Origin of the sequence: Collinsella stercoris DSM 13279, from assembly GCF_020735465.1 — a bacterium.
Taxonomy (GTDB): Bacteria; Actinomycetota; Coriobacteriia; order Coriobacteriales; family Coriobacteriaceae; genus Collinsella; species Collinsella stercoris.
This window is the reverse complement of sequence record NZ_CP085935.1, coordinates 945,836-971,138: the sequence shown is the minus strand read 5'-3', so window position 1 is coordinate 971,138 and position 25,303 is coordinate 945,836. Positions and strand designations below refer to the sequence as shown.

At 65.1% G+C, this 25,303-nt stretch carries 23 protein-coding genes; 7 read left to right on the top strand and 16 right to left on the bottom strand.

All coding sequences use genetic code 11. The features are described from left to right. Positions 1-142 precede the first annotated feature (142 nt). The 7 genes from LK434_RS04225 to LK434_RS04195 form a co-directional block, all read right to left on the bottom strand. Positions 143-967, bottom strand: a complete 825-nt coding sequence (locus tag LK434_RS04225) for a YaaA family protein (RefSeq protein WP_006721016.1) — start codon at positions 965-967, stop codon at positions 143-145. A gap of 204 nt (positions 968-1,171) precedes the next feature. Next, entirely contained in the window at positions 1,172-2,563 is a 1,392-nt protein-coding gene (locus LK434_RS04220; protein ID WP_006721017.1) for an aminopeptidase, read from the bottom strand. A gap of 336 nt (positions 2,564-2,899) precedes the next feature. Then, positions 2,900-3,958 carry a coiled-coil domain-containing protein gene (locus LK434_RS04215; RefSeq protein ID WP_227917851.1) on the bottom strand — a complete coding sequence of 353 codons (1,059 nt, stop codon included), beginning with the start codon at positions 3,956-3,958 and terminating at the stop codon, positions 2,900-2,902. Between the two features lie 711 nt (positions 3,959-4,669). After that, positions 4,670-5,077, bottom strand: coding sequence for a GtrA family protein (locus LK434_RS04210; RefSeq protein WP_040361192.1), 408 nt, complete (start codon positions 5,075-5,077; stop codon positions 4,670-4,672). A 264-nt stretch (positions 5,078-5,341) separates the two neighbouring features. Continuing rightward, the gene (locus tag LK434_RS04205) at positions 5,342-5,734 is read right to left on the bottom strand and encodes a GtrA family protein (RefSeq protein WP_006721022.1); all 393 of its coding nucleotides are present in this window, start codon (positions 5,732-5,734) and stop codon (positions 5,342-5,344) included. Between the two features lie 39 nt (positions 5,735-5,773). Further along, positions 5,774-6,229, bottom strand: coding sequence for a YhcH/YjgK/YiaL family protein (locus tag LK434_RS04200; RefSeq protein ID WP_006721023.1), 456 nt, complete (start codon positions 6,227-6,229; stop codon positions 5,774-5,776). 182 nt (positions 6,230-6,411) lie between these two features. Further along, the gene (locus LK434_RS04195) at positions 6,412-7,554 is read right to left on the bottom strand and encodes a beta/alpha barrel domain-containing protein (protein ID WP_006721024.1); all 1,143 of its coding nucleotides are present in this window, start codon (positions 7,552-7,554) and stop codon (positions 6,412-6,414) included. Between the two features lie 168 nt (positions 7,555-7,722). On the opposite strand from LK434_RS04195, the gene LK434_RS04190 reads away from it, so the two are divergent. Beyond that, positions 7,723-8,958, top strand: coding sequence for an IS256 family transposase (locus LK434_RS04190; RefSeq protein ID WP_006722195.1), 1,236 nt, complete (start codon positions 7,723-7,725; stop codon positions 8,956-8,958). A 281-nt stretch (positions 8,959-9,239) separates the two neighbouring features. Further along, positions 9,240-9,395 carry a hypothetical protein gene (locus tag LK434_RS04185; RefSeq protein WP_156777689.1) on the top strand — a complete coding sequence of 52 codons (156 nt, stop codon included), beginning with the start codon at positions 9,240-9,242 and terminating at the stop codon, positions 9,393-9,395. A gap of 625 nt (positions 9,396-10,020) precedes the next feature. Here the strand turns inward: LK434_RS04185 and LK434_RS04180 are convergent. The 5 genes from LK434_RS04180 to LK434_RS04160 form a co-directional block, all read right to left on the bottom strand. Further along, positions 10,021-11,013: an RsmB/NOP family class I SAM-dependent RNA methyltransferase gene (locus LK434_RS04180; RefSeq protein WP_006721030.1), complete on the bottom strand. Its 993-nt coding sequence runs from the start codon at positions 11,011-11,013 to the stop codon at positions 10,021-10,023. A 1,312-nt stretch (positions 11,014-12,325) separates the two neighbouring features. Beyond that, positions 12,326-13,072, bottom strand: a complete 747-nt coding sequence (locus tag LK434_RS04175; RefSeq protein WP_006721035.1) for an energy-coupling factor transporter transmembrane component T family protein — start codon at positions 13,070-13,072, stop codon at positions 12,326-12,328. After that, the gene (locus LK434_RS04170; protein ID WP_040361194.1) at positions 13,065-14,873 is read right to left on the bottom strand and encodes an ABC transporter ATP-binding protein; all 1,809 of its coding nucleotides are present in this window, start codon (positions 14,871-14,873) and stop codon (positions 13,065-13,067) included. Before LK434_RS04170 ends, LK434_RS04175 begins: the two co-directional genes overlap by 8 nt. A 33-nt stretch (positions 14,874-14,906) precedes the next feature. Continuing rightward, the gene (locus LK434_RS04165) at positions 14,907-15,488 is read right to left on the bottom strand and encodes a hypothetical protein (protein ID WP_040361196.1); all 582 of its coding nucleotides are present in this window, start codon (positions 15,486-15,488) and stop codon (positions 14,907-14,909) included. Between the two features lie 370 nt (positions 15,489-15,858). Then, a complete protein-coding gene (locus LK434_RS04160) occupies positions 15,859-16,770 on the bottom strand; it encodes a diacylglycerol/lipid kinase family protein (RefSeq protein ID WP_006721039.1) in 912 nt (303 codons plus the stop codon). Between the two features lie 94 nt (positions 16,771-16,864). Between LK434_RS04160 and rnd the strand changes: the two genes are divergently transcribed. Then, positions 16,865-17,998 carry a ribonuclease D gene (rnd, locus tag LK434_RS04155; protein WP_006721040.1) on the top strand — a complete coding sequence of 378 codons (1,134 nt, stop codon included), beginning with the start codon at positions 16,865-16,867 and terminating at the stop codon, positions 17,996-17,998. 237 nt (positions 17,999-18,235) lie between these two features. Next, positions 18,236-19,003, top strand: coding sequence for a Cof-type HAD-IIB family hydrolase (locus LK434_RS04150; RefSeq protein ID WP_040361197.1), 768 nt, complete (start codon positions 18,236-18,238; stop codon positions 19,001-19,003). Positions 19,004-19,192: 189 nt separating this feature from the next. Here LK434_RS04150 and LK434_RS04145 read toward each other — a convergent pair whose 3' ends face one another. The 4 genes from LK434_RS04145 to rnhA all read right to left on the bottom strand — a co-directional run bounded on the left by LK434_RS04145 (position 19,193) and on the right by rnhA (position 22,006). After that, positions 19,193-19,636, bottom strand: a complete 444-nt coding sequence (locus LK434_RS04145; RefSeq protein WP_006721042.1) for a Fur family transcriptional regulator — start codon at positions 19,634-19,636, stop codon at positions 19,193-19,195. Between the two features lie 167 nt (positions 19,637-19,803). Next, complete coding sequence (locus tag LK434_RS04140; protein WP_148334561.1) at positions 19,804-20,235, bottom strand: acylphosphatase; 432 nt, start codon at positions 20,233-20,235, stop codon at positions 19,804-19,806. Positions 20,236-20,245: 10 nt separating this feature from the next. After that, positions 20,246-21,439: a Gfo/Idh/MocA family protein gene (locus tag LK434_RS04135; RefSeq protein ID WP_006721044.1), complete on the bottom strand. Its 1,194-nt coding sequence runs from the start codon at positions 21,437-21,439 to the stop codon at positions 20,246-20,248. A 45-nt stretch (positions 21,440-21,484) separates the two neighbouring features. Then, entirely contained in the window at positions 21,485-22,006 is a 522-nt protein-coding gene (gene rnhA / locus LK434_RS04130; protein ID WP_006721045.1) for a ribonuclease HI, read from the bottom strand. 126 nt (positions 22,007-22,132) lie between these two features. Here rnhA and LK434_RS04125 point away from each other — a divergent pair, with 126 nt between their 5' ends. The 3 genes from LK434_RS04125 to LK434_RS04115 all read left to right on the top strand — a co-directional run bounded on the left by LK434_RS04125 (position 22,133) and on the right by LK434_RS04115 (position 25,014). Further along, positions 22,133-23,194: a Gfo/Idh/MocA family protein gene (locus LK434_RS04125; protein ID WP_006721046.1), complete on the top strand. Its 1,062-nt coding sequence runs from the start codon at positions 22,133-22,135 to the stop codon at positions 23,192-23,194. A gap of 331 nt (positions 23,195-23,525) precedes the next feature. Continuing rightward, entirely contained in the window at positions 23,526-24,137 is a 612-nt protein-coding gene (locus LK434_RS04120) for a pentapeptide repeat-containing protein (RefSeq protein WP_006721047.1), read from the top strand. A gap of 361 nt (positions 24,138-24,498) precedes the next feature. Beyond that, the gene (locus LK434_RS04115; RefSeq protein WP_148334563.1) at positions 24,499-25,014 is read left to right on the top strand and encodes a hypothetical protein; all 516 of its coding nucleotides are present in this window, start codon (positions 24,499-24,501) and stop codon (positions 25,012-25,014) included. The last annotated feature ends 289 nt before the right edge of the window (positions 25,015-25,303 follow it).

Here is a 25,303-nt window from a genome sequence, read left to right as displayed (position 1 = left end):
CGGCTATCGAGGAGGTCTTGTCGGCTATCGAGGAAGGTCCGTCGGCGCCGTCCCGGAAGGTCAAGGGGTCCCGACGCTCGATGCCGCTTCGCGTCGCGTGTCCACCTCAAATTAGGGATTGTCCCTTTTCTGAGGTGAGGGCTCAGCCCCTCATGAAGACGAATGTCTTGCGCGGGCCGTCCTCGGTGGAAAGGCTTACATCGAACCGGAACCCCACGTCGAAGCGCTTGAGCTCCCCGAGGGACTCCACGCCGTGTTCCGCCATCCAGCGGACCATCGAGCCGCGGGCGGTCTTGCTCTCGGTCGATTTCTGCACGGGCTTGCCGTTGCGCAGGCTGCTGGAGAACACACAGGTCACAACCGGTGTCTGCTCATCAAGATGCGGCAGGACCGCCTTAGCGTACTCAGCGCTCGCCAGGTTGACGACCGCCGTCTCGCCTCCTCCTGCGCCGTTCTGTCCGCAGATGACGCGCGCCAGGGCGTCGCTCCAAAACGCGTAGAGGTTGCGAGCTCCGTCGATGGCCAGCTTGGCGCCCATCTCGAGCCGATAGGGCTGCACGGCGTCGAGGGGGCGCGCGCATCCGTACAGGGCGGAGAGCACCCATAGATGGTCTTGCAGCCAGTCGAGCGCCCGCTCATTAAGCACCTCGGGGGCCATACTGCGATATTGGATGCCCACATAGGAAAAGATCGCGGGGCCCAGCAGGCGCGACACCTGGGGCTGGGAGAGTTGCTCGGCGCCCGAGACGTGCGAGAAGCCGTGCAGCCGCTCGACGTTCTCTGCCAAGAGCTTGTCGCTCACGCCCCACAGCGCCTTGAGGCCCGCCGTGCCCTGCGTGCGCTCGATGTCGTTCAGGGCGCACACGACGCGCTCGGTGCGCTCCGGGAAAGGCGGAATGCCGCGCGGGGCGAACGCGTCGTTGCTGACGGTCATCTGCTTGGCGGGGGAGATGATGACCTGGATCATGGGTCTCCTTGTGCGGTGCGAAGGTGGAGGGTGCCTCATGCGGATGATGCGGGGAAGCGGGCGATGTAGGGGAACGCGGCGGCGCGGCGGTCAAGCGATGGCGGCGCGGCGGCCGGGAATCGGCGGTGCATTGCCCGCGCAATAAAAAACCGCGGACCGGTCGGCACGGGGGCTGCGGTCCGCGGTCGGTGAGCGACGAAAAGGCTAGGCGCGGGAGATGAACGCCTTGTAGCCCTTGTAGGCTTCGTAGACGTCGGCCTTGTTGGTGGCCTCCCACAGGGCGTGCATGGAGAGCACCGCCACGCCGGAGTCGATCACGTCCATGCCGTACTCGGCGAGGATGTAGGCGATGGTGCCGCCGCCGCCTGCGCCGATGCGACCGAGCTCGCAGGTCTGGTAGTCGACGCCCGCCTCGTCCATGATGTCGCGGATGAGGGCGAAGTACTCGGCGTCGGCGTCGTTGGAGCCACCCTTGCCGCGGGAGCCCGTGTACTTGTTGAAGCACAGACCGTGACCCATGACGGCGGCGTTCTTCTTCTCAAAGCGGTCGGCGTAGAGGTGGTCGAAGCCCGCGGAGACGTCGGAGCTGAGCATGCGCGAGTTGGCCAGGCAGCGGCGCAGCGCCAGCGGGGAGTCCTCGCCGGCGAGGGCCATGATCTCGGCCACGGTGTTCTCGAAGAAGCGGCTGGTCATGCCGGAGGCACCCACGCTTCCGATCTCCTCCTTGTCCACGAGCAGGGTCACGCTCGTGGTCTCGACCTGGGGCACATCGAGCTGGGCGGCGAGCGACGTGTAGGCGCACACGCGGTCGTCCTGGCCGTGGCCCAAGATCATGGAGCGGTCAAAGCCCATCTCGCGCGCGGGGCCTGCGGGCACGACCTCGATCTCGGCGGAGAGGAAGTCCTCCTCCTCGATGTCGTACTTCTCCTTGATGATGTCGAGGAACATCTGCTTGACTGGCTCCTTGGCCTCGTCATCGCCCTCGATGACCACGGGGCGGCCGCCCACGATCACGTCGAGGTTCTCGTGGTCGACGGCCTTGCCGGCGGGCTTCTCCATCTGCTCGCCCGCCAGGTGGATGAGCAGGTCGGAGATGCAGAACACGGGGTCGTCGGCGTCCTCGCCCACGGCGATCTCGACGGTCATGCCGTCCTTCTTGCAGACGACGCCGTGCAGCGCGAGCGGGGTGGCGACCCAGTGGTAGGCCTTCACGCCGCCGTAGTAATGCGTGTCGAGGTAGGCCATGTCGCCGGCCTCGTAGAGCGGGTTCTGCTTGAGGTCGAGGCGCGGTGAGTCGATGTGAGCCCCGAGGATGTTCAGGCCCTGCTCCATGGGGCGGCGGCCCAGGTTCACGAGCATGAGGGTCTTGTTGTGGCTGACGGCGTAGACCTTGTCTCCGGCCTTGAGCTCGCGGCCCTCGGCGACGCAGGCGGCGAGGTCGACGTAACCTGCAGCCTCGGCGAGCTGGATGGAGGCGGTCACGCACTCGCGCTCGGTCTTGTTCTCGCTGATGAAGGCGCGGTACTTGCCGCACAGGTCCTCGAGCTCGGCCAGGGCCGCCTCATCGTACTTCTTCCAGGCGTTCGGACGCTCCATAGGTGCTCCTAACTAAAGGTCGTATGTGCAAAACTGTGAGGTATCGTACCCCGTTTTAAGCCGATTTACCACCGGAATGCGCGGGTTGCGTCCGGTCGTGGGGGAGAGCGGCCTGTCGCGAGCGCCTTGTCGAGCGCTTCTTGTTGTGTGCGTGCCCCGGCAGTTTGTGCTGTGGGTTTGCCTCGGGGTGCTTGCAGCCATGCGGTGTGTTCTCCGCTGCGGCACGTGTTGGTTGCTCGCACCCGCGCGCGGCTCTCGGCCTTCTGCGGGCGCATCGATCGCCGCAAAGAAAAAGGGCCCCGTGGGACCCCTTCTCATCTCGGTTTGTACCGGATGCTATATCCGGTTCATTTCGGACAGCGTGTTGTTGTACCAGTTGAACCAGTTGGGTGGGCAGTACTTCTTGGCGCCCGCGACGCTGATGGTGTAGCCGTAGCCGCGCGCCAGGCCCGCGACGTGGTCGTTGATGGCCTCTTCCCAGCTGCCCCAGCTCGAGCTGCCCCAGCCCCAGGCGTTGTGGGGCAAGAAGCAATGGCGACCCTTGGAGCTCTCCGTGTTGGAGATGGCGGGGGAGAAGCGCGGGTCTACGCCGTACTGCCAGGCGGCGGTGGCGAACGTCACGCCCTGACCCTCGAGGGGGGAGCCGGCGAGGTACGCGTCGATGCGACCGGTCCACTCGGCGATAAAGGAGGCCTGGTCGGTGTCCCAGTTGACGGCACCGTTGCTGGGGGCCTCGACCGGACCGGAGGCGCCGTTTGAGGCGGCCTCCTGTTCGAGCGTGGCGGCATCGGCCGCGGCCTCGGCGTCCGCCTGGGCCTGCGCGGCCTCGCGCAGCTGCTGGGCCTGCTCAAGGGCATCCTGGGCGGACTGCTTCTCGGACTCGGCCTGGACCTTCGCGGCGTTGAGCTTGGTCTTTTCGGCCTCGAGCTCGGTCTGCATGTCGCTGAGCTCGCGCACGGCATCGACGTTGGCGTCGTTGACCTGGTCCATGTACTTCATGCCCGAGATCAGGGAGTCGAGGCTCTGCGTGTTGAGCACAAAGCTCATCAGCGGGTTGGAGCTCTTGCTGTGCTTGTACATCTCGCGCATGGCGCGGCTCGCCTTGTCCTGGACCTCGGGGAGCTTTTCCTCGAGCTCGGCGATGCGGGCCTCGTTTTGGGCGATCTGCTCTTGGAGGGCATCGAGGTTCTTGGCCGCCTTATCGAGGGCGGCGGCGGAGTCCTCGACTTTTTTCTGGGTCTCGGTGAGCGTGGCTGCGGTTTCGGTGGTGATTGCTCTTGCCGGGACGGGGAACAGCACGCTCGCGAACAGCGCAGCGGTGACGCCCGCGCCCGTGATCAGGCGGCGGGTACGACCCTTGCGCCACGTGGCGTGCAGGCTTGGAGTTGCTTCCATGTGCATCCTCGTCTGTCTGCTTACCATTTGACAAGAAGCATAGTAGCACTGGGTTCGAGTTCAACTTGAACGTTAGACATTCTTTAAGGTTCAAGTTGAAGGTTGAGGCTTTGATTACCTGCGGCTTTGCGGAAATATGAAGCAAGTTTGGAGTTTCAAGTTCACCTTTAAGGTGAGGGTTCATCTTCGGTGCTGCAGTTGCAAAACATGGCGTCTACCTGCGACTATCATGAATGGGGGAACGATTCTCGAAGGGCTTGGGCTCCGTCACGAGTTTCAAGCCTCACTCTAAGGTTGAGGGTTCTCGAAGTGGTCGATCGGCGTGGGCTGATGCATGCCGTCCGATCAACGTCGGTTGATACATGCCGACTGATTGACGTTGCTTGATCAGCGCAGCCAATCAATGTCGGTCAATCAACGTTGGCCATCAGTGCGGCCCTTTAACGCCGGGGAGCTTCATCGCAATGCCCTGAAGCCGAGAGATCCGCCCTTGTAGACCGAAGCTAAAGGAGCCACCTTAGATGACGCGGGCGGAAACGAGAAGACGCGCCCTTGCAGACGCGGACGGAAGTTGAAAGGGCCGGCCATGCGGGTACGGGTGGAAGCTAAAAGAGCCGCCCTTGCGGACGGCTCAAATTGTGTTGGGCTGAGGCGCGACGCCCTGATGTGGCGGCTGGATGCGGGCTCGATGCAGGCCCGATGTGGGCCAGTCTAGCCGCGCCCGGCGTCGAGGAACTTGCGGCGGCTAAAGTAGTTGTACCAGGTGACGAAGAACGTGGAGATGAGCTTCATGGCCATGGTGCCCACGTTGAGGAGGCTCACGCCGATGAACATATACAGGTCGTTCAACCCCAGGCCGATTGCGGAGAGCACGGCGAAGATGGTGAACTCGCGCTTGCGGCTCATGTCCTCCTTGTGCGAGAACACGTATTTCATGGACAGGATGTAGTTGACCACGATCGAGATGATGAAGGCGATGGTGGTGGCTAGGAGGTAGTCCATGCTGAGCGCTTGGAGGAAATAACCCAAGAACAGGTACTCGACGGCCAGGGAGGCAAATCCCACAAGCGCGAACTTGAGGAACTGGCGAGTGTTGGGATGTGCGAGGGCTGCGCGCAAATCATCACTTCCTGCAACGGGGGCGACAATCGTCACCGGTGGCGGTGAACTTGGCAAACTATACGCCCTTGGTCAGGGAAATGTAAGCGTTCGCACAAGAAGCATACGAATGGGGCCTTGCGCGGCCGATTCCACCTCGTTGTGCTGACCTCGGGATTCTGGCCGAGGGGTCAAAACGTTGCATTAGGGTTTGGGGCCAACCGCGCTGCCCATTCCATAATCCCGCCGGATCGCGGCCGGGCAGCGCCCATGAGGCTTGTCGCGTTACGCCCCCGTGCCGTCCAGGAAGATCTTGCGCGTCACGAAGTTGTAGATCATCACGAGCGCGGTGGCGGCGATCTTGGCGATGTTGGCCTCGAGGGCGACGCCCTTGTTGAGGATGAGCACGATGCCGTCGTTGAGCAGCAAGCCGATGACCGACAGGATCAAGAAGATCGTGAACTCCCGCGTGCGGCTCATGCCGTCTCGATGCTCGAACACGAACTTCATGCTCGCCGCGTAGTTAAAGACGAGCGAGATGATGAAGCCCGCGGTGTTCGCGATGAGGATGTCGAGATGCAGGCCGTAGTGCAAGAGGTTCATCACGCCAAAGTCGATGACGGTGGCGATGACGCCGACGACGCCGAACTTGGCGAGCTGTGCGAGGAGGGTCTTCATAGGGGTCCTTTACGCGGGGCGCTGCCGTGGTGAGGCGGGTTATGCGCGCACCTTCACGACGATCTTGCGTACGTGCGCGGGCTTGCTGAGCGTGCATCCGGGCTTGTGCGCGTCCTCGGGAGCGAAGATGGCGAGCTCGCCGGCATGCAGCGCGATGGAGGACACGGGCTCGGGCGTCTTGAGGAGGCAAAAGTCGTCGTGCTCATCGTAGGCCTGCACGGTGGCGAGGCCGTCGCACGGGGCGTACTGCAGCAGCTCCTCGCCGCGCACCACGAACTGCACGTCGTAGTAGTCGTGATGCGCCTCGAGCTCCTTCTCGGCGGCAGGGACGGTGTCGTACTCGAGCACGTTGGCGTAGACGTCCTCACCATCGATCTCGTTGCGCCCCAGCGGGAGCTTGGCCAGATCGGGACGGGACAGGAACTCGTAGGCGGTGCGGAAGCGCTCGGAGAGGTAGTCGTTTGCGTTGGCGGTGGTGAGGGCGGTGACGAGCATGGCGGTTCCTTTCGCTCGGGCTCCTGGGGGCATCTACGGTGCGGAGTATACACCCCGCCCAGCGAGCCAGTTGCTACGGGCGGGTTGGGCGGGGTGCTGGAGGCTTGCCCGGCGCTGCGTGTGCTTTGCCGTGACTCCGGGCATCGCACGCTTGGCGCGACGGTCGCTGCAAAAGACGTTTGCTACCGGCGCTTGTTCTTGAAGAAGAGCGGCGGGAAGGGGCGGGCGCGCTTGCGGTCGCTGGTCGTGGCCTTGGCGATGAGCTCGTCGGGGATGGGGACGTCCGCGCGGGCGCTCTCGAGCGGGTTGACGTCGGCTGCCGCCACGGGGTCCATGACGGGCACCTCGGGCTTGACCTCGGCCTCGCGGTAGCGTCGCATCATGTCCGCCTGGAGCTGCTGTGCCGAGGGCGGGGTCCAGATCACGGCGTTGGCGCCGGCCTGCACCGTCTCGCGTACCGAGAGCGATGAGCGCCCGCCCGAGGCGATGAGCGGCAGGTTGGGGTAGGCCTCGCGCAGCTGGCGCAGGACGGCGGGGGTGTCCTTGCCGGCGGCGACGTTCAGGATCTTGGCGCCCGCCTTGACCTTGGCGTGCGCGACCGCGTCGCAGCGCACGACCGTGGCGATGACGGGGATGTCGATGATGGCGCAGATCTGCTCGATCATCTCGGGTGGGGCGGGGGAGTTCACCACGACGCCCGCGGCGCCCTGCATCTCGGAGACGGCGGCGAGCTGCACGGCGCGCTTGCCCGTGGTGGTGCCGCCGCCCACGCCCACAAAGACCGGGGCCTCGGAGGCCGTGAGCAGCGCCTGCGTGATGGCGGGCTGCGCGGTGAAGGGGTAGACGGCAAAGATGGCGTCTGCGTTCGAGTTGCGGATGACCGCGACGTCGGTGGTGTAGAGCAGCGACTTGATGCGACGGCCAAAGAGCGTGAACCCGCCGCATTCCTCGAGTTCGTCAGGCACGCGCAAAGGCGCCTTGCGCAGGCGTCCCTCGATGGGCGAGGGCTCCATGGGGAGCAGACCGTCCGGGGTCACGGCGAGCTCGGGCTCGGAAAACTCGTCCGCGAGCTCCACCTCGGAAAAGTCGATGGTCGCCTCGATGGTCTCGGGCACCTCAGCGCTCACGGCGATGGGCTCGTCGATTTCCTCCGCGGGTTCGATCTGGGTGGCGTCTTCGTCCCGCTCGATGGCGGGAACGCTGGTCGCACTCGCGCTTTCGACATTCGCCCTGCTCGCCATTTCGGCGCTTATGCGCGCCGCGGCGTCGGGTCGCGGGTCCGGTACGGAGGTTCGGGCGGCTGCGCCCGTCAGTTCATCGGTCATGGTGCTCCCTCAGACGAGAAGGATACGTGTCGAACCATTGTACCCGCCTGCATAGGGCTAATTCGGGTCGCGTCCGTAAAGTGGTGTAAATAGCAAAGGCGAGCCAGAGGCCCGCCGACCAAGTAAACTTGCAATCGCCAAACCACAACGATTACTTGGAGGACGAGCATGGCTCGAATCAATCTTACACTAGACCAGGACGAGATCCTCTCCCTTCTCGCCGGCGACACCGGCGGCGCGTTCGCGGCCCTGCTGCAGAAGTCCCTGAACGCGGTGCTGCTCGCGGAGTCCGACGAGCAGCTCGGGGCGGCCCGCTACGAGAGGGCCGAGGCGCGCACCGACGTGCGCAACGGCACGAGGGAGAGGCCCCTGGCGACGCGCGTCGGCACGATCGAGCTGACGGTCCCGAGGCACCGGAACGCGCCGTTCAGGACGCTCGTCTTCGACAACTACAGCCGCAGCGAGGCCGCGCTGGTCACGACCATGGCCGAGATGGTCGTCTCCGGCGTCTCCACCGCCAAGGTCGGCAGGGTCATGGAGACCATCTGCGGGAAGAGCTTCTCGAAGCAGTGCGTCTCCGAGGCGTGCCGCGACCTCGACGCGATCGTCGGGGAGTTCCTCGCGCGGCCCATCGAGGGAGACCACCCGTTCCTCATGGCGGACGCCACCTACATCAAGTGCCGCGAGGGCCACAGGGTCGTGGCGAAGGCGCTGCTCGTGGCCATCGGGTTCACGCCGGACGGCCGCAAGGAGGTGCTCGGCTTCGAGGTCGCGGACGCCGAGACGACCGAGAGCTGGACGCGGTTCCTCGCCGGGCTGCGCCGCCGCGGCCTGTCGGGGGTCCGGCTCGCGACCACCGACGCGCACGAGGGGCTCGTCGCCGCGCTGCAGTCCGTGTTCCCCGAGGTGCCCTGGCAGCGCTGCCAGGCCCACTTCGCCCGCAACGTCGTCGACGCCGCGCCGAAGCGCCTGAGGGTCGGGCTGCGCGGCGAGCTCGCGGAGATGTTCAACGCGAAGACCATGGCGGAGGCGCGTCGCAGGCGCGACGAGATCGCGGCCGACTACGCCGGGGCCGCGCCCAGGGCGGTCGAGCGGCTCGACGCCGGGTTCGACGACGCGATGACGGTGATGGAGCTGCCCGAGGCGCTGCGGCGGGTCGTGCGGACGTCGAACCACCTCGAGAGGCTGAACGGGGAGGTGAAGAGGAGGTCGTCGGTGGTCAAGGTGTTCCCGAACGCGGACTCGATAGCGAGGCTGATCGGGGCCGTGCTCATCGAGGAGGGCGAGCGCTGGGCGGCCGGTCGCAGGCTGTTCTACTCGCCGGCCGTGAAGGAGCTGCAGGGCGTGGTCCCGCGCCTGGAGGTCATCGCGCGCGAGCAGCGCCAGCTGAGGCTCGCGGCATAGGAGAAAGCGGCGGTTGCGAATTTACACACAAAAATGGACTTGACCGCTAATTCGCGTGCGGGCGCGCACATCTGCTCTCCATCGCTCTGTGGTTTGCGTAGCTCGGTGGATGGTGCGGCGCAATCTGCTATGCTGAACCTGCAGTATGCGCGATGAGGTGCGTTTACCCCTGCGTGACGTGCGGATCGCGGCCTGCGTGCCCCTGTGGCACGCAGGCTGTGCAATATGGTGCGCATGGTGTGTCTTGCGCTCGATTTGTATCGGAAGGGATGGTGTCCGTCATGGCCGCTCTCGACATCTTGGCCCCCGTGCTTGTGATCGTCGCCGCGATTGCCGCCGTGGCGATCGTGTACCTCGCCTTTACCGCCCTCAAGGACCGCAGCGATCGCAGGCGTGACGAGGAGCTCATGAACGGGTGTCGCTCCAAGCGTCGATAGCGCATCTTTTTGGCAAGCGCCTTCGATCGCCCCGTGATGGGCGCATGGTATGGAGGGGTGCCCTGCATCGACGGCGCGCCCCTTCAAGGGCATATCGCATCGACCCGCTCACGGCGGTGGCTCTCGCCCTGTATTGAGGGCGCACTGTTTCAAGGGCATATCGCATTTTCGTCGGTGTAGTCGTTCCAGTTGGTTGGGATTGAGGGGACGCCGCTTCAAGGGCATATCGCATCGACCTCGTGGGCATCCTCGAGCCTGAGAAGCATTGAGGCCCAGTCGTTTAAAGGTATATCGCATCTTTGGCGCAACCACCTCTTGCCCAAGAAGCATTGAGGGCTTGCCGTATTAAGAACATTTCGCATTGATGACGACGGACATCGATACCGCACCCGACATCAAGGTCATTGCGCATCGATGGTGGCAGGCATCGATGTCGCACTCGACATCAAGGTCATTTGAAATAAAACGCTCCCGGCGTGGGGAGCATCCGGCATGGGCTTATCCCGCTTGGGGTTTCCGCCGCGGGGTGATTCCGACATGGTGCCCATCCCGTGTCGACGACGCGCGGCGTGGGGAGCGTCCGGTGCGGATGCCCCCCGATTAGAGCGTTCTTGCGCAACGCTGCCTATGTACGAGCCTTTTTCCTGATAACGGCAACATAGAAGCCCTCAAACAGGCGTGTGGGCGCGACGGTGAGCGTGCCCGCAAGCGCGCATTCGCGCTCGAGCGCGGGGCAACGGAGCGGGCCGCTCCCGGCGTTCGCGAGGATCGCCGGGCGAACCTCATCCTTGGCTGCGCGGGGGCGTTCGGGCTGGTCGTCGGCCTCCATCTCGGTGGGCGCATCGAGGAGAATCGGCGCGACCTCGCAGTCGCGATGGCGCTTGAGCGCGGCGCGGACCTGATCGTCGTTTTCCTCGGCAAGAACGGAGCACGTGGAGTAGACGAGCGTGCCACCGGGTTTGAGGACGGTGAGGGCGCGGTCGAGTAGCGCGCGCTGCGACTTGGTCACCTTGGCGAGAAGCTGGGGCGTCATACGCTTCTCGGCACGCTCGTCTCCGGCTCGATACGTTCCCGTCCCGGTGCAGGGCGCGTCGAGCAGAATCTGGTCGAAGCTGAAGAACTCGTCGAGTCTGCGCGCGTCGGTGCGCATGACGTTCACGTTGGCGGCGTCGAGCTTGTCGAGGTTGTAGGCGAGTTTTTCCGCGCGCGGCGCGCTCATCTCGCACGCGGTGAGGTGCGCGGCGTTTCCGGTAAGCGCCGCTATCTGCGCGGTCTTCCCGCCGGGGGCGGCGCACATGTCGAGGATGTCGGCGCCGGCACGGGGTTCAAGCAGGAGCGGGGGCAGCATCGACGAGAGGCTTTGCAGGTAGATATGCCCCTTGCGGTAGATGTCGAGCTCCCATAGGTCGCGCTCGCGCGCATCGCACACAACGAGGGCGTCGTCGTACCACGGCACGCGCTCGTATACGATGTCGCGCGCGTCGAGGTCGCGGCACACGTCGTCGACGGTTGCTTTGAGCGCGTTGGCGCGCAGGGTCACGGGGCGTTCGAGGGCCTCCCGGTAACCCGTTTCGACGATAGTGCGTGTCTGCTGGTCAAGGTGCTCGATCAGTTGCATGGTGTGACTCCAATGGTGTGATGCTCGGCAGGGACGCAGGCGACGAGCGCCATCGGTCGCCTGCGTTCGCGGTTACGCGTCGTCTGCGCCCTAACGGTTGCGTTCGCCCGAGCTGGCAGTTGTGTCAGTGGCACTTTGCCGTCGACGCCCGTCCGAGCTGGCATTTGTGTCAACGGCGCCTTACCGCCAACGCCCGCCCGAGCTTGCGGTTGTGTCGGTGGCGACTTACCGTCGATGTCCGTCCGAACTGACAATCGCGTCAGTGGCGCCTTGCCGTCGACGTCCGCCTGAGCTGGCGGTCGTGTCGGTGGCCCCCTACCGTCAACGCCTGCATTGCTCGCGCTTTCGCGGTGAGGTGCGAACGCGATGCCGTCACCGTGATTCTTTACCTGCGTGGCGATGCCCTTTGACCTCTTCGGCAAGAGGCTGCGGACGTCGTGGCGGCCCTGCTTCCGTGTTGCTGGCGATGCAAGAAGCAGCGACGCTGCAACGGCGGCGTAAGAGCGAAGCAAGGTGCAGAATTGCGTGGTCTCTTTCGAACATTTTGCGGTATCGCGTTACGGCATAACGGTATCTCCACAACAATTCGCCAGGGCAAGCGTTTGAACGGTTGCTCTGTCGACGAAAAGCGATAGCTCCGCATGGCAGGATGTGGCCGCTTTATCTCCTTATGGCCGAGGCGAGTTCGTCGTGTATCCACACTGCCAGATGGGGCCGTCACTTACGTACATCTTGACATCGAGACGGTCGTTCTTGCACGCGGCAAAATCGATGGCGTCGTTTGCGCATGCGCGGGAATCGAGACCACCGGTTACGCACACGCGTAAAGTTGAGACCACTAGTTACGCACAAAATTTGCCGATTTTTGTGCGTAACCACTGGTCTCGATAACGAGATGTGCGTGACCGGTGGTTTCGAGACCTGCGGGCGTGCGTGACCAGTGGCTATGAGTCCCGCGGGCGTGCGTGACCAGCTGTTACGAGTTCTGCGGGTGCGCAAACGATGGCCTCGACGTTGTTGCGTGGGGAAGCGTGCGGCTGCAACGCCGTCGGCAAGGCCCATGGAGCGGGGGTGTTTTCGCCTTCGGGGTCACATCGTCGTAGATAGCGCCAGGGCTTCGACACGGCCTCGACAAAGATGCAAGAACGGCCCACCAAAGCTCGCGGTGCTCCGCCGGCCGCGTTGGCGAGTACGATGGGCGTTCCTAAGAGCGGAATCGCCAAAGATCTCGGCATGATCTCCGCTTGCAGGGCTCGTGGCCTGACCGCAAAACTCACGGCGCTGCAGCGCGCGTAAGGTCTGGCCGCAAGGCTCACAGCGCCGCGACGCATGCGACGAGCGCGACGCACAGGGCGAGCGCGGCGATGTCGATGCCGCGCAGCGGGTAGCGCTTGTAGGAGCTTGCACGCGTGCGCAGGTAAAAGCCGCGCTGCTCGGCCGCTAGGGCGGTGGCGTCGGTCTTTCCCACAGAGGTCACGAGCAGGGGGATGCACACCGGCAGCATGAGCGACATCTTCTTAAAGGGGTTGCGCGTGTCGAACTGAACGCCACGCGCCGTCTGCGCCTCCATGATCGCGTTCATCTCCTGGGTAAAGACCGGGACAAAGCGCAGCGCGGTCGTGAATGTGAAAGCGTACTTGTATGGGATGTGAAGCACCTCGACGCAGGCGTTCGCGAGGTCATTGAGCTTGGTGACGGCGAGCATGAGCACGAGCGGCAACGCCACGCCCACCAACCGCAGGCAGGCCTTGCCGCCGGTTTGCAGGCCGTCGGTCGTGATGAAGAGCGCGACCGCATCGCCGCTTCGCACAAAGGCGAGTTGCAGAACGAACATCAGCACGGCGACGGGGACGAGCACTTTGAGAAGGCTCGCCAGCCGCGAAAAGGCGCCGGCGTAGACGCTGAGGCCGAGCGTGATCAGCAGCAATCCGACGAGCGCCGTCCAGCTCTGGGCAAGGAGCGTGGCGATGATAATCGCCGCGGCCATCGCGAGCTTGGTGACCGGATTGAGCCGATGCAGCAGGCTCGATCCGGGGACGTAGTCGATGATGTTACGCACGGGTCATCAGCTCCTTTACGCGATTGACGAGTTCGCTCACCTCAGTGATGCCGGCAAACGAGGGGTCGGCGCTCGACGCGAGCCGCTCGGAGAGCGCGACGACCTGCGGCGGCGCGACGCATGCCCGCTTGAGGATGTCGCGCTGGGCGAACACGTGCTGCGTGGGGCCGCAGGCGATCACGCGCCCGTTCGCCATGACGGCGAGCGAGGTGGCAAAATCGCTGACCACCTCCATGTCGTGGCACACCATCACCACCGCGGCGCCCGCCCGGGCGCGCTCGCGCACGGTCTCCATCACCGTCATGCATTCGCGGTAATCGAGCCCGCTGGTCGGCTCGTCCAAGATGATCACCTCGGGGTCGAGCACGACGACGCCGGCGAGGGCGACCAGTTGGCGCTGCCCGCGCGAGAGGCTGAAGGGCGCGGCGTCCGAGGGCAGGCCAAAGCGCTCGACGACGGCGGTGGCGCGCTCGCGTGCCACCGGCCCCTCGGCGCCGTGGAGCTCGAGGCCAAACGCCACCTCGTCGAGGACGGTGGGGCGGCAGAGCTGGCGATCGGGGTTTTGGAACAGGGTCGCCACGTGGGCGGCGAGGGTGCTCACGGGCGTGGTGCGCGTGTCGAGTCCGGCGATATGCACGCTGCCCGCACTCGGCTTGAGCAGCCCGTTGAGGAGCTTGGTGAGCGTGGTCTTTCCGGCGCCGTTTTGCCCCACGAGCGCCAAGATCTCCCCGCGTTTCACCGAGAGGTCGATGCCATCGACGGAGGCCGACCCCGGTCCGTAGGAAAAGGAGACGCCGTGCAGCTCAACCATCGGGGAGGAGGCCGCGTCGCGCCCGGTGCCTTCGGCTCGATTGCCCACCTGCTCGGTCAAGCAGCGCGACGGCGGCTCGTTTGTCGTGGCGCGCAGGTACGGCATTTCGGTGTGGTTCGCGGCGGCCAAGGCGCCCGAGTCGCGGAGCGCGGAGCGCACGAGCTCCTCCGCCTCGTCGATGCTCAGGGCGGGCAGCGTTGCATCGACAAGGCCCAGGTCGGACAGGCTATTTGAGACGCGGGCGGTTCGCGGGCTGTCCACGCCGATGGCGCGCAGCTCGGATGAATGGGCGAACACCTCGTGTGGCGCGCCATCGAGGGCGATCTCCCCGCGATCGAGAACGATGATGCGCTCGCAATACTCCGCAAGCAGCGCGACCATCTGCTCGATGATGATCACGGTGACGCCCGTGAGCCGCTGCGCCTCGCGCAGGATCTCGAAGACCGCGCGCGAGCTCGCCGGGTCGAGCGCGGCGGTCGGCTCGTCGAGGACGAGGACGCGCGGCGCGAGGGCGAGGATCGCGGCGATGGCCACCTTCTGCTTCTGCCCGCCGGAGAGCGTCGCAATCTCGCGGTCGCGCAGGTCGGTGATGCCTACGGCGTCCAGCGCGGCGGTGACGCGCTCCTCGATCTGGTCGTGGGGGACGCCGAAGTTCTCAAGTCCGAACAGCATCTCGTCCTCAACGACCGAGGCGACCATCTGCGCGTCGATGTCCTGCAGGACGGAGCCCACCACGCGCGCGATGTCGGTGAGGGTGACCTCACAGGTGTCGAGCCCGGCCACGCGCGTCTCGCCGTAGAGGCTACCTGAGTAATGGTGGGGGATCGCGCCGGAAAGGATGCTGGCGAGCGTGGACTTTCCGGCGCCGGAAGGCCCGATGATACCGACGAAGGACCCCTCATCGATGGCGAGGTTGATGTTGGCGAGGGCGAGGTCGGCCTGTTCTCCATAGGCGAACGAGACGTCGCGCATGTCGATGATCGGGTTCATGTGGTCCTTTCGCTCGTCGTTCACGCCGAGGGGCTAGTCGTTCAGGTCGAGGGCCTTCTTGATGGGCGGGTACAGCGCGCCGACGAGGATAGCGTTGAAGACGGCGGTGAGGGCGATGACGGGCATCATGACGGCGGCGAGCTCGGTGGCAAAGCCCATGAGGGCCATCTTGATGAGCATGAAGATGAACCCGGAGAGGAAGGTGGTGACGAACGTGCCCACGACGGGGGTCACGGCCTTCGCCGCGGTGCGCATGCCCGCCTTGACGATGAGCGCCATGACGATAGCGGCGACGCCCTCGGCCACGAAGTCGATGCCGGGCGACGTGGTGGTCACCTGGATGACCGCGGCGGAGATCAGGCCGATGATGAGCGCCTGGGGCACGCTCGGCCGGATGACGAGAATGGCGAGGCAGAACGCCGAGATGATGAACTCGGGAGCGATGGCGCCGCCCGAGATGGTGGAGATCGCCTTGCCGACGGTGAAGTTGAGGATAAAGCCCGCGGCGAGCAGGACGGCGAGCAGGACGAGGCTCTTGATGTCGAGGCCCCCGCGCTCGGTGGCGGCGACGGTGCGGGCGGTTCCGGAAGGCTGTGCGGATGCGTTCTGGGACATGGTGTGCTCCTTAGTACATGAGTGTTGGATGGTGTGATCGCTGTTGGCGAGATGGGTGCTCGGGTGCATGACGCGAGGGGGCATAGAAAAAGGCCCCCGGTCAAACCGGAGGCCTCATAAAACGTACCTAAGTGGTATGTGCGTGCGAGGACTCACCGTCGACCGGCCGAAAACGCGCCATGCCACCACCAGTTGTTGAGGGAGAGGGCGATGTTCTTCTTCATGGCGATGGCTCCTTTCGGGATCTCGGGTTCCTGTGATGGCTAGGCACTATAGCATACTGGAGTGTACATGCAACAACGCGGCCGTCGAGTGTTTCGTATTTGTTGCGGGAGGCCGGCGAACTGGCTGTCTCAAAACCGGCGGCGGGCTACAGCTTGGCGAAGTCGTCCACGATCAGGTCGAGGCATTGGGGCAGCACGCGCGCGCCAAAGACGCCGGTGTTGCTGTGGATGAGCTCGCCGTCGAACTCCATGCCCAGCGAGGGCTCGCAGGTGATGCGCGCCTCCTTGGCCTGGAAGAGCGTGAACTGCGGGCGACCGAGGCCCTTGCCCGCCGGATCGAGCACGCCGGCGATCAGCGTGGGCAGCAGCTCGACGGTCTTGGCGGGCTGGATCACGGCGATGTCGATCATGCCGTCATCCATGCGGCAGTCCGGGAACAGGTTGATGTCGTTTTGGATGACGGAGGTGTTGCCCACCATGCAGCCGATGCCGTCCAGCTCGTCAACCTGCCCATCGTGCTCGATGGTGAAGTGCGCCACGGTGGGCGCGGGCGTGGCGAGCGCGGAGAGGAAGTAGGCGATCTCGCCCATGTCGCCCTTGTTGGGCTCCGCCTTGTGCATGATGTCGGCGTCAAAGCCGGTGCCGGCGATGATGATGAAGCCGTGGCGCTGGACGCTGTCGTCGTCTGCCTTCCAGAACAGCTCGCCCATATCGACGCGCTTGGTGCAGCCCTCGCGGCACGCCTTGGCGAGCGCGGCGGGCTCGGGCGCGTTGCCGATGTTGTTGAAGAAGAGGTTAGCCGTGCCGGAGGGGAACACGAGCGTGGGGACGTGGCTGTCGCGGATGTGATCCAGCACGTTGGAAACGGTGCCGTCGCCGCCCGACACCACCACGCGGTCGAATTCTCGCACGTCGGCCGCGGCGTTCTCGGGCTCCATGCCGTCGCCGATGAAGCGCATGGTCACCTCGTCGCCCGCCTGCGAAAGGGCCCGCGCGAAGTCGAAGATCTCGTCGGAGCGGGGGCCTGAGGCGGGGTTGTGGATGATGAGGCAACGCATGGTGAGTTCCCTGTTCTCGGAAGTGCGGGTATAGTTACAAGATGACGTAATCCTACCCGTGTCGAGTGCGGGTTTGCTCCAGCTTGGGAGACAGATGTACATCTCCACATATGATGACCTATCCGCGTTTTGCGGGCGAGCGCGCTGCCATGTCGCCATCGCCATCGATACCGAGTTTTTGCGCGAGCGCACGTACCACGCCAAACTCTGCCTGGTGCAGGTGGCGACGCCCGACGAGTGCGTGGTCATCGATCCTTTGACCATCGACGACCTTTCGCCCTTGGCCGAGCTCATGGCCGACGTCGATACGCTCAAGGTGTTCCATGCCTGCTCGCAGGACATGGAGGTGCTGGTCCATACGCTCGGCGTGTGCCCCGCGCCGATCTTCGACACGCAGGTGGCCGCGGGATTTTTGGGCGAGCGCGCGCAGTGCTCCTATCACAATCTGGTCCATTCCTTTTGCGGCGTGTCGCTGCCCAAGACCGAGTCCCTCACGGATTGGTCGCGCCGCCCGCTGTCGCCCCAGCAGATCGAGTATGCGGTCGACGACGTCCGCTACCTCATCGACGCGTACCGGGTGATCGAGTCCAAGCTGCACTCCCTGGGACGCACCGCGTGGGTGCGCGATGAGATCAGGCCCCTAGCCGATCCCGCCCACTATCGCAGCGATCCCCGCTCCGCGTTCAAGCGCGTCAAGCGTATCAACGCCTGCACGCGCCGTCAGCTCGCCGTCGCCCGCGAGCTCGCCGCCTGGCGCGAGCATCGCGCCGAGGACCGGGACATCCCCCGCAAGTGGGTCATGTCCGACGAGGTGCTGGTGGCGCTGTGCCGGCGCGTCCCCAAGACCATCGAGGACTTTCGCGCCGTGCGCGGTACCGAGCAGCTGAGCGCGCGCGATGTCGAGGTGGCGCTCGACGCCATCGCACGCGGCGTTCGCTGCCCCGCCGAGAACCTGCCCTCCATCGGCCGCGCTCACCGCACGCCGGCCCCGGAGCTCGAGAGCGTCATCGACCTCATGTATGCGCTCATTCGCCTCGTGTCGGACCGCTCGGGCGTCGCGACTTCGCTCATCATCTCCCGCGACGGGCTGCTCGACTACATCGATCACCCCGAGCGGAGCCCCTTGCGCGAGGGATGGCGCTTCGAGCTGGTGGGCACGCTCATCGACGACTTGCTGCGGGGCGATATCGGCCTCACGGTCAAGGACGGGGCTCTGGAGATTCTCTAGGGGGCGTCGCGTCGGGGAGGCCGGGGCGTTTCTGCGTCGCCGGCGTTCCGGAGGGGCTCGGGTGCCCGCGTTGCGCCGGTGTCCCCGGGTCGCCAGAGGGGCGAGAGTGCCCGAGTGACTTCAGAGGGGCCTGTGTGCCCGGGTACCGCGGGCATGTGGCGCTCCGGCGTCTTACATGTTGCAGCTATGGTGCGTCGGCCGATCGGCCCGGCGCTCAAGATCAGTAGGGGAGCGGATATGATCAAGGCCGCATTTTTCGATATCGACGGTACGCTCGTGGGCTTTAAGACCCATCGCGTGGCGGAGAGCACGTGGCGCGCCATCGAGCTCATGCGCGCGCGGGGCATCCGCGTGGTCATCGCGAGTGGAAGGTCCGTCGCGGAGATGCAGGAGGAGCTCAAGGGCGTGTTCGACGCCTACGTGACGATGAACGGCCAACTCTGCTTTGACGAGCGCGGGACGTACCGTGACGCCCATATCGACGATGCGGACGTCCGCGTGCTCGTGGAGCAGGCCCGCGCGGGGCTGTACGACCTGTACGTGATGCAGCGCGTCCGCTCGTTCGTGAACAACCGCGGCCCGCTCGTGGTCGAGCTGGGCAGGCAGGTCGGCCTCGATTACGAGGTGGGCTCGCTCGATATGGCCTATGAGCTGCCGGTGTATCAGTTCAACGTGTTCGGCGGTCCCGAGGTCGAGGACGTGTTCCTCTCCAAGACCGAGCACGTGGTGGCAACTCGCTGGAACAAGCTGTTTTGCGATGTCATCCCTGCCGAGGGCGGCAAGGACTTTGGCGTGCGCGCCACCTTGGAGCGGCTGGGCATCACGCCCGACGAGGCGATCGCCTTTGGCGATGGTGAAAACGACCTCACGATGTTCGACGCGGTGGGGACGAGCGTCGCCATGGGCAACGCGTGGGATGTCGTCAAGGACCGCGCGACGCACATCACGACGGACGTCGATGACGACGGCATTTGGAACGCCTGCGTCGAGCTGGGGATCATCTAGGGCCGCGGTGCGTTTCCTTTTTGCTTCCGCTCCGACTGTTTGCCTCGGCTTAGACGTTAGGCGAACGTTTCGACTTTTGGCATCGGCGTCGAGCCCAAGCGAACGCCTCGGCTTTAGGATCCCGCTCCGACGCTAAGCGAACGCCTTGAATTTAGGCTCCCTCTTCGACTCTAAGCCCCGGCTCTGGCTTTATGCTTCGGCCTCGATGGCACGAGGCGCATCCTGGTTGGGTGCGCACTGGGGGCAGAGGCCCTCGAAGACAAGGCTATGGGCCTCGACGGCAAAGCCCGTGAGGGCGCTCGCCTGCTCGTCGAGGGCGGGGTCGTAGGGAAGCGGCGTGTCCGCCACGGAGCCGCATCGACGGCAGACCACGTGGCTGTGGCCGTCGCAACGTCGGTCGAAGCGCATCGCCCCCGGCGCCTTGACGGTGGTGATGACGTCCGTCTCGGCGAGCAGGTTGAGATTGCGATACACCGTGCCGCGGCTCACGTGCTCATCGATGGTGTGGACGTCGCGATAGACGTCCTCGGCAGTGGGGTGGTCGCACCGCGCACGCACGGCATCGAGGACCAGCTGGCGCTGGCGGGTGTTGCGGCGCAACGTGGGCTGGGTTGGCTGTGTCTGCGTGTCCATGGCGGCCTCCTTTCGCTACTGAACATATAGCATTTCAGCAGAACAAAGAGGGGCTGACAAGGCCTTGCGAGGCGCACGACAAAAATGATGGCGAAAATGTGATACTTAAAGCGAAGACGCGCCTGCATGGATGTGATCACGCAGAGGGCATGAGGTTCGAGTTCGGTTCAGTAGCGCACGTCGAAGTTGGTGTCGCTCGGCAAGCAGGCCGCGTCGTCGGCGGCTTCCAGCCAGATGCGGTTGCCAAAGCGGGCGTAGTAGGCGTGGATGCGCTCCAGGTGCGCGGCGAGCGCTTGGGGCGGGCCCTGTATCTCCATCTGCACGGTGCCGTCGGGGAGGTTCTTCACCCAGCCCGTGAGATGGCGGTCTTGGGCGAGGCTCTGGTTGGTCCAGCGAAAGCCCACGCCCTGCACGTCGCCGCTAAAGAGCAGGGCGAGCCGGCGGGGACCGGAGCCTTGCTCGATATCGTAGGCAAGCTCCGTGCGGAGCTCCGCCTCGCGCGGGCTTATGCGGGCGGCGTGCTCGACTTCCTCGTCCGTTGTGCCCATGGCGCGAGAAAAGTCTCGAGCATGCCCCATCATCTTCTCAAATAGTCCCATTTCGGTGCTCCTAACGGCCTTGCGGGGCGATTGCATCCGCATCGACGATTGCATCCGCATCGGCGCTTGCGTCGAAGTCGGAGCCCGCACCCAAACCGGTGCCTGCTTCCACATCCTCGCCGCCGTCGGCGGGGAAGGAAACGCCGGTCTGACGGCGGGCCTCGTCCATGAGGGCGAGCGAGGCGAGGGTGACGTCGCGGAAATGCCCGATGGAGCCAAAGGTCCCGGCGGGCGCTTCAATGGGTCGCATGCCCGCGCGTACGGCCTCGATCGCCTGGGCGAAGTCCGCGAGCTCGTAGGCCATGGTGTTATCTGCGCGAGGCAGCTCAATGGCGCGCGTGGAGGTCTGGGCGCTCGAGTAGACGACCGCATCGCCGTTCGTGCTCGCAACGCGCAGGTCGAGCCGCGCCGCCGAGGGCGCGGAGATGCCCTCGATAGTGAGCGTTCCAAGCTCGCCCTCGATTTGGCTGCTGGCAAGGTCGTTGGTGATCTTTGAGTGGTGGAGGGTGGCGACCATGCCCGGATAGGAGGCCATGATGACCCCGGCCCCGTCGAGGGCACCGCCGGTGAGCTCGCGCGTCTGCTCGTCGAGAAGCGCCGCGGAGGCACACACGCGCTGCGGCGTTCCGAATAGCTCGATGAGCGGCTCGACCGTATAGACGCCGATGTCCATGAGCGAGCCCGACGCCATGGCGCAATCGAAGATGTTGGTGCGGCGCCCCGCAAGGATCTCGTCGTAGCGCGATGAGTATTTGCCAAAGCGCAGGGTCGCGCGGCGAACGGCGCCGAGCTCGGCGATCGCATCTTTGAGCGCATGGAAGGCGGGGTCGTGCAAAGGGCGTATGGCCTCGAGTGCGACGACACCCGCCGCCTCGGCCGCCGCGAAGACCTTGCGCGCCTGACGCGCGTTGGCGCAGAAGGGCTTTTCGACGAGTACGTGCTTGCCGCCGGCGATGCAGGCGAGCGCCTGCGGGCAGTGCAGCGCATTGGGGCTGCCGATGTAAACGGCATCGACGTCGATGCAGGCAGTAAGTTCATCGAGCGAGGCGAAGGGTCGCGTGCCGTGGTGCTTGGCGGTGAACGCGGCGGCGCGCTCGGCATCGCGAGAGAGCGTGCCCACAAAGGAGACGCCCTCGACTTTCGTAAGGGCGTCGAGCAGGCTACTGGTGATGGCGCTGGTGCCGATGGTTGCCAAGCGAATCATGGTGCGTCCTTTCGCAGGTGGCGCGCGGTGCGGGTCCGTGTGCCGTTAGTCGGATTCTCCTTCGATGAAGCCGGTGTCGACAAGGCGTCCGGCACCGTCGGCGGCCTTGGTGGCGAGTTCGTCGCAGCGCTCGTTGAACTCGTGGCCGGCGTGGCCCTTCACCCAATGGAAGGTCACGCGGTGCGGTTCCTTGGCCGCCAGCAGGCGCTTCCACAGGTCCACATTCTTGACGGGCTTCTTCTGCGAGGTCTTCCACCCGCGGCGGATCCACCCTTCAACCCAGTGCTGGTTAAAGGCGTTGCAGACGTACTGCGAGTCGGAGTGGACCTCGACCTCGCAGGGGCGGTTGAGGGCCTCCAGCGCGCTGATGACCCCCAAGAGCTCCATGCGGTTGTTCGTGGTGCGGTCGTAGCCGCGGGAGAGCTCCAGCGTGTGGAGCTTGCCGGAGGGCGCGGTGTAGCGCAGGACGGCGCCGTAGCCCCCGGGGCCGGGATTGCCGCGCGATGAGCCGTCGGTATAGACGATGACCTTCAAAGAGCTGTCCTTTCGGTTGCGTATCGCCTTCATTATAAGAGCTCGCTGACAAAAGCTCGCGGTGACAAGAAAGCGCTCGCGCGGTGCGTGCCCGCGGGCATATGTCCGTGCGGGCGGGTATGATGACGATTGCGAAGGCAAACGTGGACGGGAGGCCGTATGAGTGAGATTCGCTGGGGCGTCATGGGGGCGGGGACGATCGCGTATCGATTCGCCGATGCGCTGGAGCACGTCGACGGCGCGCGTCTGGTTGCCGTATCCGGCAGGAACGCGGCCCGCGTGGCGGCGTTTGCCGAGCGGCATCCGGTGGCGCCGGGCCGCTGCTATGTGAGCGGGGGCGACGGCGGCGCCGCGGCGCACGAGCGCCTCGTCTCAGATGCCGACGTCGATGCGGTGTATCTGGCGTTGCCGCACGGGCTGCATGCCGAATGGGCGTGCAAGTTGCTGCATGCCGGCAAGGCCGTGCTGTGCGAGAAGCCCGCCGCACTGTCAGAGGACGAGGCGCTCCGTATCGCCACGGCTGCTCGTGATTCGGGCTCGTTGTTCGTGGAGGCCATGAAACCGCGCTTCACGCCCGTACGGGAGCACGTGAAGCGCCTGTTGGATGGCGGGGAGCTCGGGCGCATCGTCTCGATCGACGTCGCTCATCGCTTGGCGTACGGGGACCAGAGAGGCCGCTACCTGCTCGATCCCGTGCAGGGCGGCACCCTGTACGACTTGGGCTGCTACGGTGTGGCCTGGGTCGAGGACCTGCTTGCCGGCGAGATCGAGGACGTGCATGCGCGCGTTCGCTGGGTTGCGGGCAACGATGGCTCGGCTGTCGACATCGCGGACGAGGTACATGCGAGTGTCGGCGGCGTGCCGGTGCACCTCGATTTTGCTGGGGATAGCGAGGAATATCGGGTCCAGTGCGCGGTCCGCTGCGAGCGGGGCGATATCGTCATCCCGATGTTTCACCGGCCGTCGTCCCTTGTGCTGCGGCGCGATGGTGTTGAGGAGGTCCTCGACCTGCCGCTTGAGGTGGATGACTTTTACGGCGAAGTCGCGCACGTGTGCGAGCTGATACGCGCCGGCGCCTCCGAGAGCCCCGTGATGCCGTTGGATGCCACGGTTCGCTGCGCGCGCATCATCGATGCGATCCGAGGTGGATGGCCGGATCCCGTGCTGTGCGGTGAGCACGCCGGAGCAGATGGGGACGGGGAGGTCCCCACATGCGGATGAGGCGCTGACGCGGCAAGGGCTGCGGATGCAGGCGTAGCCGGTCGCGCGCGTCGATGAGGCCCATGTTGTCCGTTCGGACGCCATGGACCGATGCCGGCCGCGACGTGTCAATCGATGATGGTGCTGGCGTTGCGTCTGCTGCCAAGCGGAGCGGAATGTTGAGAGGCTGAGGGCGAGGCGCGTGCCGGGTGGTGCAGCGCATGGAAGGCGAGCGGTGAACAGCATGGCGTGTGAAGATCGGTTAACGAGTAGTGAGCGGCAGGCGGGTCGCAGTCATGCCGGGGCAAAAGCTCCTGCCGGATTCGCCCGCCCTGCTGCGCAGCTCGCGCGCATGGGCGACGACGAGTTGCTCGCCGTCTTCTCCGAAGGCGACGGGTATGCTTCGAGCGTCCTGGTGGACGACGTCGAGCTTGCGTACGAATGCGCGAATGGGGCGACCTTCGAGGGGTCGGTCTTTCGCGATTGCCTGTTCGAGCAGGTGGATTTTGGCGACTGCACCTTTCGCGATGTCCGCTTTGAGCAGTGCCGCTTCATTGGCTGCACGATGGATAAAGGGTGGCTCAACCGTGTCGACCTGCGCGACTGCTCCGCTCCGGGGTTGAGCTTGCTGCAAGCGCGTCTGTCGCAAGTCAGCGCGGCGGCGTGCGATTTGTCGTTTGCGAACATATCGGAGACGTCGATCGACCATATGGCTTTGCGCGATTGCCGCATGCGCGAGGCGGCTTTCCAGCGCGCGAAGCTTCGACACGTCTCTTTGGCCGATTGCGACCTGACGCGCATCGACGTGTTCGGCACGTCCCTTGCGGGCATCGACGTCTCCACCTGCCTTTTCCAAGCGCCCGTGCTCTCGGGTGATTATCGTGAGCTGCGCGGGCTTGTCGTGAGCCCCGAGCAGGCGTTGTCTTTGGCGACGCTGCTGGGCGTGCGCATTGCGGAGGAGTAGAACTTGCCCGTTTGACGCGTTGAGCGCCTGCCCGATGTCTCATTGCCTTGGTTGCTCGCCGGTTTGGAGCCGTGACTATATGTCTGCCTGGCCCTAACTGCCCATCTGGCACCTTGACCACCCATCAGGTGCTTCCATCGCCCGCACGGCGATTTGGACGCTCGCCCGGCCCCTTGACCGTTTGTTACGCATCTTCATTGCGCCCGCGGCGTCTCGGCCGTCCGCCGGCGTCTCGGCCGTCCGTTCGGAGCCTGTATCGTCTGTCAACGCGATGCCTTGTTCTGTGCTGATTGCGAAGAGGCGTTCGCCTTGGGTGCTATGGGGCACAATCATCATGTCATTCACCGATGAAGGGATTCCCATGAGACGCGAACTCCATCTCACCCGCCGTTGCGTTCTTGCCGCCGCCGCGACCCTGCTGTTTGCCGGCTGCACGTCCGGTACGCCTGCCGGGTCCATGCCGTCCGGCTCGCAGGCGGCTGGTTCTGCATCGTCCACGCCTGCCTCGGTTTCCGGTGCTTGGGAGGCGCGGCTCGACGCCGAGGCCCCGTTCATGAACATCGAGGGCGAGGAGGGCTCTGCCAATCCCGGAGACTGCTGGACTCAGCACGAGGACGGTTCGGTTCAGGTGCAGGTCGCCGGCTCCTCCATTCCCGAGCCCGCGGTCGAGAGCGTCGAGTTCGCCGATGGCGTCCTCACGTTGACCATGGTTCAGCCCGAGGAGGGCACGCCCACCACGATGGATTTCACCTTGTACCAGTTTGTGCTGACCACCGACGACGCGCCCGAGGTCACGGGGGTCGTGCTCGTGCGCGGCGATGAGAAGACGGAGCTCCCCGCCGGCGGCCTGGTCGAGCCGGAGGACGCTGTGGCCTGAGAGGGCATCGCGTAGGTTTGTTCGCTCAAGGTCCCGCGGTGCGCCCCTGGTGGCTGCTTTCGTCGTCTTTTGCAATTCGCACCGGATTTCAACGTTGGCCCTCTTGCCTATAGCGCCCCGTTCCCATGGCCTGTTAAGCGCCAGCCGTCCCTGCCGATCGCCCGGGTTCCAATGTCCGGGCTCCAATGGCAGACTGGGAGCGGCCGGCGCAGTTTGGCGGAAGGTTTGGGTTCTGCGCATGGGGATATCGAGTTTGAGTAGGGGCAGCCGGCGCAGCGTGGGCGGACGG